Source organism: Desulfovibrio porci, assembly GCF_009696265.1.
Lineage (GTDB): Bacteria > Desulfobacterota > Desulfovibrionia > Desulfovibrionales > Desulfovibrionaceae > Desulfovibrio > Desulfovibrio porci.
The window spans coordinates 1-7492 of record NZ_VUMH01000025.1 but is presented as its reverse complement, the minus strand read 5'-3'; the positions used below and the strand labels follow the sequence as shown (position 1 = coordinate 7492).

4 protein-coding genes and 1 pseudogene are annotated in these 7492 nt (G+C 60.6%); 1 reads left to right on the top strand and 4 read right to left on the bottom strand.

Annotation, left to right across the window (positions count from 1 at the left end; all coding sequences use genetic code 11):
* Positions 1-16 precede the first annotated feature (16 nt).
* Positions 17-763, top strand: a pseudogene (locus FYJ44_RS14240) (IS5 family transposase).
* A gap of 203 nt (positions 764-966) precedes the next feature.
* Here FYJ44_RS14240 and lon read toward each other — a convergent pair.
* The 4 genes from lon to tig all read right to left on the bottom strand — a co-directional run bounded on the left by lon (position 967) and on the right by tig (position 7032).
* Positions 967-3411 (bottom strand): endopeptidase La, encoded by a 2445-nt coding sequence (gene lon, locus FYJ44_RS14235; protein WP_154513282.1) that lies wholly within the window; start codon positions 3409-3411, stop codon positions 967-969.
* A gap of 141 nt (positions 3412-3552) precedes the next feature.
* Positions 3553-4842, bottom strand: coding sequence for an ATP-dependent Clp protease ATP-binding subunit ClpX (gene clpX, locus FYJ44_RS14230; RefSeq protein WP_154513280.1), 1290 nt, complete (start codon positions 4840-4842; stop codon positions 3553-3555).
* Positions 4843-4845: 3 nt separating this feature from the next.
* Positions 4846-5454: an ATP-dependent Clp protease proteolytic subunit gene (locus FYJ44_RS14225; protein ID WP_154513278.1), complete on the bottom strand. Its 609-nt coding sequence runs from the start codon at positions 5452-5454 to the stop codon at positions 4846-4848.
* Positions 5455-5670: 216 nt separating this feature from the next.
* The gene (tig, locus tag FYJ44_RS14220) at positions 5671-7032 is read right to left on the bottom strand and encodes a trigger factor (protein ID WP_326833694.1); all 1362 of its coding nucleotides are present in this window, start codon (positions 7030-7032) and stop codon (positions 5671-5673) included.
* Between the last annotated feature and the right edge of the window lie 460 nt (positions 7033-7492).

Below are 7492 nucleotides of genomic sequence, written 5' to 3'. Positions count from 1 at the left end.
CAGCAAGAATGTGCTTATGACGAATCCTCAACGCCGCCATGACATCTCAGATGCAGCATGGGCCTTATTGGAACCGCATCTGCCTGGGCAAAGTGGGCAATGGGGAGGCATCGCAAAGGATAATCGCTTCTTCATCAATGCCGTATTCTGGATATTGCGTGCTGGCGCGCCGTGGCGAGATTTGCCGCCGGAATATGATAAATGGGGAACCGTTCACCAACGTTTTATTCGGTGGCGAGACAAGCGAATATGGGAAAACCTCCTTGAAGTGTTGATTGATGATCCGGATTTTGAATGGTTGATGATTGATGCCAGTCATTGCAAAGTCCACCCCCACGCGGCGGGAGCCAAGGGGGCAACTAGGGCATGGGCCGCACAAAAAGGGGCACAACAGCAAAATACACCTTGCCGTGGATGCGCATGGTATGCCGGTCAGAGTTGCTGTTACAGCGGGTACCACAGCGGATTGCACACAAGCCATAGCCTTGATTGACGGCATTGCCGCTCAATTCTTGTTAGCGGATCATGGATATGACAGTAATGGGATTATAGATAAAGCCATTGAGGCTGGTTGCGAAATTATCATTCCGCCCAAAAAGAATCGCAAGGCACAGCGTTACTACGACAAGGCGCTTTATCATGTGCGGCACTTGGTTGAAAATGCTTTTCTTCACCTCAAACGCTGGCGCGGCATCGCCACCAATACGCAAAGATGCTCACTTCGTTTAAGGCTGCCGTACAAATCCGCTGTATAGCGATATAGTTGACGGTGTTAACTTGAACTCGTGTAGATACTATTTAGAGCTGTTGACGCATTTCATGCGTGAACAGCTCTAAATGCCTTTTCCGGTCCGGGGCACCGGGTCAGGCCATATCTGAAAGGGAAACCGATGGAGCCTGTTACGCAAGACCGCCCCCTGCCAGGGTGGCAGGGGGCGGTCTTGCGGCAAGTATGTATGGCAGGTTTTACTGCGCGGGCTGGCTCTCTCCGGCTCCGCTCTTGTCCGCGGCAGGCGCGCGCAGGGAGCCGCAGATGGGCTGAGCCGTAGCCCGGCCCGAGAAGATTTTCTCCGGCGAGGCGGCCAGGGCCTGGGGCAGCACGTCGTCCACATGATCCACAAAGACGATTTCCAGATCCCTGAGCACCTCGTCCGGCACTTCCTTGAGATCCTTTTCGTTGTCGCGGGGCATGATCACCTTTTTGATGCCGCTGCGTCGCGCGGCCAGCAGTTTTTCACGCAGGCCGCCGATGGGCAGCACCCGCCCGCGCAACGAGATCTCGCCGGTCATGGCCACATCGTTGCGCACCGGAATGCCCAGCAGGGCCGAGGTGATGGAGGTGGCCAGGGTGATGCCCGCCGACGGGCCGTCCTTGGGCGTGGCCCCGGCGGGCACGTGCACATGGATGTCCACCTTGCGGTGGAAGCGCGGGTCCAGCCCCAGCACTTCCGCGCGCGAACGCACATAGGACAGGGCGGCCTTGGCCGATTCGGTCATCACCTCGCCCAACTGGCCGGTGGTCACCACATGGCCCGCGCCGCTCATCAGGCTGGTTTCCACCAGCAGGATTTCGCCGCCGCGCTGATTGTAGGCCAGTCCGGCACAGACGCCCACCTGGGGCTCGTCCTCACGTTCCTCATGGCGGTACTTCTTGACCCCCAGAAAGCCCGGCAGGCTCTGGCGGGAAATGGACACGCACTTGTCCAGATCATCATCCTCCACCAGGCGGATGGCCGTCTTGCGGCAGAGGGCCGCGATTTCGCGCTCCAGATTGCGCACCCCGGCCTCACGCGTGTAACCGCGGATGATCTCCAGCAGGGCGTTTTCCGAAATGCGGATGTTCCCTTCCTTGAGGCCGTGCTCCTCAATCTGGCGGGGCAGAAGAAAACGCCGGGCGATGTGGCGCTTTTCCGTCTCCAGATAGCTGGAGAGTTCGATGATTTCCATGCGGTCCAGCAGGGGCACCGGAATGGTATGCAGCGAATTGGCCGTGGTGATGAAAAAAACCTTGGACAGATCGTATTCCAGGTCCAGATAATGGTCCATGAAGGTGTTGTTCTGTTCCGGGTCCAGCACTTCCAGCAGGGCCGAGGCCGGATCACCCCGGTAATCCGAGGTCATCTTGTCCACTTCGTCCAGGCAGAACAGGGGATTGTTGTATTTGACCCGCTTCAGGGACTGGATGATCTTGCCCGGCAGCGCGCCCACATAGGTGCGGCGGTGGCCCCGGATCTCGGCCTCGTCGCGCACGCCGCCCAGAGACAGGCGGATGAAGTCGCGGCCCGTGGCCCTGGCCACGGATTTGGCCAGCGAGGTCTTGCCCACGCCGGGCGGGCCCACAAAGCAGAGAATGGGGCCTTTCAGGCCGTGCGAAAGCTTCTGCACGGCCAGATATTCCAGAATGCGCTCCTTGGGCTTTTCCAGACCGTAATGGTCGCCGTCCAGAATGGCGCGGGCCTTTTCAATGTCGATGTCGATGCTTTTCAGATCGTTCCAGGGCAGGTCCAGAATCCAGTCCACATAATTGCGCACCACCGTGTACTCGGCGGCCGAGGGCGGCATGGCCCGCAGTTTCTTCACTTCGGCCAGGGCCTTCTGACGGGCCTCTTCGGGCATGTCGCGGGCCTTGAGCTTCTGCTCCAGCTCGTCCACCTCGGCCTGGGGATCGTCGTCGCGCCCCATTTCCTTGTTGATGGCCTTGATCTGCTCGTTGAGGTAATACTCGCGCTGGTTGCGCTCCATCTGGACCTTGACGCGGTTCTTGATCCGCTTTTCCACCGTGGACAGAGCCACTTCGCCCTGAAGCAGCTCATAGGTGCGCTCCAGCCGCTCGGTGACGTCGGAAAGCTCCAGAGCCTCCTGTTTCTTGCGGTAATCCACCTTGAGATGCGGCAGAATGGCGTCGGCCAGGGGGCCCGGCTCGTGCAGGGCCAGAATGGAGAGCACGGCTTCCTGCGAAATCTTCTTGTTGTTCTTGCCGTACTCTTCAAGAGCCTCGTGGGCCGCACGGACCAGGGCCTCCTTTTCTTCCGGGCGGCTCTGGCTTTCCTCCAGACGGCGCACGCCGACCACGGAGCACTGCCCGTCCTCGCGCAGGCCCTGCCAGATGGCGCGGTACAGCCCCTCGAACAACACCTTGATGGTGCCGTCGGGCAGGCGCAGCATCTGGAGAACCTTGCTGACCACGCCCACGGCGCACAGGTCGCCGGCTTCGGGTTTTTCCAGTTCCGGTTCGCTCTGGGCCACCAGAAAAATCTGTTTGCCGGAGGAGGCCTGCGCCGCCTCTATGGCTTTGATGGAGGCTTCGCGCCCCACGAAAAGCGGCATGATCGAACGCGGAAACATGACCACTTCCCGCAAGGGCATGACCGGCATTTCCCGAAAGGCTTCCACGCGCAATGCGTCAGACATAATCTCTCCCCCCGAAAGGCGTCGGCGGGCCGAACCGCATGGTCCGGCCCGCGAAAACCCGTTTCAGCGTAATGCGTCCTGATTCCCGCCCGACGTCTGCTTTCGCAGCAGGCGGGCAAAAATGCATAGTGTCGACACGCCCTAAGAAGCTTTGTCCTCGGACAAGCGCTGCTCCTCGTTCACGGCCTCGCCGCCGTCGCCGTAGAGCAGCACCGGCTCCTTGCCCTTTTCGATCACCGCCCGGTTGATCAGGCATTCCTTGACATTGGGCATGGAGGGCAGCTTGAACATGATGTCCAGCATGATCTTTTCCATGACGTTGCGCAGGCCGCGCGCGCCGGTCTTGCGCTCAATGGCCCTGGCCGCGATGGCCTTGAGGGCGTTGGGCGTGAAGCGCAGGGTCACGTTGTCCAGTTCGAAGAGCTTCTGATACTGGCGCACCAGGGCGTTCTTGGGCTCGGTGAGAATGCGCACCAGATCCGGCTCGTCCAGTTCGTCCACATGGGTGATGATGGGAATGCGGCCCACGAATTCCGGAATCAGGCCGAACTGGACCAGATCCTGCGGATGGATTTTTTCCAGCAGCTCGGCCAGGGGCATATCCTTGCTGGCCCGCACCTTGGCCCCGAAGCCCATGGAGCCGCCGCTCATGCGCGATTCCACAATCTTGTCCAGGCCCACGAAAGCGCCGCCCACGATGAACAGGATGTTGCCCGTATTCATGCGGATGAATTCCTGCTGCGGGTGCTTGCGCCCGCCCTTGGGCGGAATGTTGGCCTCGGTGCCTTCGATGATCTTCAGCAGGGCCTGCTGCACGCCTTCGCCGGACACGTCCCGGGTGATGGACGGGCCGTCGCCCTTGCGCGAAATCTTGTCGATTTCGTCAATATAAATGATGCCCTTGCCGGCGGAGTCCAGATCATAATCCGCGTTCTGGAGCAACTGGACCAGAATGTTTTCCACATCCTCGCCCACATACCCGGCTTCGGTGAGAGTGGTGGCGTCGGCAATGGCGAAGGGCACGCGCAGCACCTTGGCCAGGGTCTTGGCCAGCAGGGTCTTGCCGCTGCCCGAGGGGCCCACCAGCAGGATGTTGCTTTTTTCCAGTTCCACGTCCTGGCCCAGGGCGTCGGCGTAGAACACGCGCTTGTAGTGGTTGTGCACGGCCACGGAAAGAATTTTCTTGGCCTCGTGCTGACCGATGACGTATTCGTCCAGCCGGTCCTTGATCTCCTGCGGGGAAAGCAGACGTTCGCCGTTGTCCGGGCTTTCCAGCCGGTCGCGGACGATGATGTCGTTGCAGGCCTTGACGCAGTTGTCGCAGATGCTCGCGCCGTCCTGTACGATGAGGTTGCGCACCTCCAGCTCGCTGCGTCCGCAGAAGGAGCAGCGCAACGGTTCGTTGACCGTGGTCTTTGTGGTATTGCCCATACGTTATTCGCTCTTTTCCTGCGCCATCTCTCGGCGTGACGCCAGCACGCGGTCGATGATGCCGAGCTCTCTGGCTTCCTCAGGGGTCAAAAAGTTGTCTCGCTCCGTGGCCTTGACCACATCCTCATACGGACGCTTGGTGTTTTCCGCCAGCATGCGGTTGAGCCGCTCCTTGAGGCGGAGCACTTCGCGGGCATGGATTTCAATATCCGTGGCCTGGCCCTGAAAACCGCCCGACGGCTGGTGGATCATGATCTGACTGTTGGGCAATGCAAAACGCATGCCCGGCTCTCCGGCGGCCAGGAGAAAGGCTCCCATGCTGGCCGCCCGGCCCATGCAGACCGTGGTGACCGGCGAAGTGATGTAACGCATAGTGTCATAGATGGCCAGACCGGCCGTGACCGAGCCGCCCGGGGAATTGATGTACAGGCTGATTTCCTTTTCCGGATCTTGCGACTCCAGAAAAAGGAGCTGGGCGCAGATCAGGGAGGCAACGGCGTCGTTGACCTCGGAACCCAGGAGCACGATGCGGTCCTTGAGCAGCCGGGAATAAATATCATAGGCCCGCTCGGAGCGGCCTGTGGTTTCAATGACCATGGGAACTAAAGACATATATCTTTGCCTCGCGGTTTCCGGCCCGCGTGTGACGCTTTGGCCGTGCAAACGGGAAAAGGCTGTTGACTGCGTCAACAGCCCCGAAAATCAGGCGCGGGCCGCGGCAATGCCGCGGCTACACGACTGATTTTCGTGCCTTGCGCCAGTCGTCGGCGGGCTTGCCCGCCCGCGATTGGCGACAGTGCGAAAGGCGGCCTGAAGGCCGCCTTTTACTTACTTTGATTCTTCTTCGGACGCGGCGGGGGCCTCCGCCGGGGCCGGGGCATCGCCGTCGGCCTGAGGCGTCCCGGGCTCCACTTCCGTCACCTTGGCCTTGGCGTAAACCCTGTCCATGGCCTTGTCGGCCAACAGGCGGTCACGCAGCACAAAAATCAGACCGGAGCGCTCATAGCTCTCGCGCAGGGTCTTGAAATCCTCGCCGCTGCGCAGGCTTTCCTGATAAATATGGGTGGCGACTTCCTGATCGCTGACCTCCAGCCCTTCCTTCTTGGCGATGGAGAGCAGCAGCACCTGGATGCGCGCCAGCTCTTCGGCCTGCGGCAGCATTTCCTTGCGCAGTTCCTCGGGGCTCTTGCCCAGAGCTTCCAGGCCCTTGCCCTGACGTTCCAGGCGGGCCTTGAGATCGGTCAGCAGGGTGCGCATCTGGATGTCCAGCAGGCTTTCAGGCAGGGGAAAGTCCACCATCTTCAGCAGACGGTCCAGAATGGTCTTCTGGGCCGCACTTTTGTTCAGGTTTTCACGGCTCTGGGTATAGCTGCGGGCGATGGTCTCCTTGAGCTTGTCCACGCTCTCCAGACCCAGGCTCTTGGCCAGATCGTCGTTGAGCTCGGGCAGCTTGCGCTCCTTGACCGCATGCACCTTGATCTTCATGGTCACGGTTTTGCCTGCCAGATCCTTGGCGATGAAGTCGTCAGGAAAGCGGATTTCGCCCTCGCCTTCCTGGCCGTAGGGGATGGTTTTGACCAGAGCCTCGAAATCCTCAAGGGCCTGATGCTCGCCCAGGGCCAGATCGAAATTCTCGGCCTTGACGCCTTCCACCGGCTCGCCGTTTTCGTAAGCGGCGAAGTCGAGGCAGGCCACCTGGCCGTCCACGGCGGGAGCCGCGCCGTCCACCGGCACGAGCTGGGCGCGGTCGCGGCGGATGCGCTCAATGACGTCCGCCACTTCCTTCTCGTCGACCACCACTTTTTCCTGATCCACTTCCACACCTTCGTAAGGCGGCAGATCGAAAGCGGGCAGGACTTCGAATTCAATGCTGTAGGTATACGCCTTGCCCCGCTCCAGCACGCCGGCGCCGTCCACATTGATGCCGGACAGGGGCTGCACGCCAAGATTCTGCATCACATCGTTGATGTGCACGTTGATCAGATCCTGGCGGGCCTCTTCGTAAATCTTGTCGCGGAAGCGCTGTTCGATGACCGAGGCGGGCACCTTGCCTTTGCGGAAACCGTCCACCTGCACGGAAGTTTTATACAGGGCCACGGCGCCCATGATGGCCGCCTCGACTTCCTGCGGTTCCGTGGTGATCACGATCTTTTTCTTGACCGGCGAAAGATCTTCAGCGCTGTATTCCACGTGGGGCTCCTTTCCGCTGCTGGGGTGTTGACATGAAGGGGTGTTGACATGAAGAGGGAGAACCCGGACCCTCAGCCCTTGCGCTGGCCCAGGCCGTCATTGCTAGATAACATACTGTAATTGTTCATCGTCAGTCGCGCGCATGGGAAAGAGGCGGCTTTCGCGCCCCGTAAGCGTCATCCGCAACCGGCGGCAATCGCCCTTGATACCGTAAGTTCCGGTAAGATTCAAGACTTGATAAGCATCCGCCGCGGCATCGTCAAGCCGGCCCGCCCGGTCTTTTCACGGCGCATTTCCGGAAGCGGGGGCGCGCTCCCGCCCCTGCGCGGCCGGGCGCATGGCCCTGGTGGCGCGCGAGGACGGCCTTGCGCGCGCCCTGCGCCGCATTTCAGGCAGGGTGGACGCCGTGCGCTCCATCCGCAAGCTGTAGAGCGATTTCAAAGGTAAAACCACGCTTTTC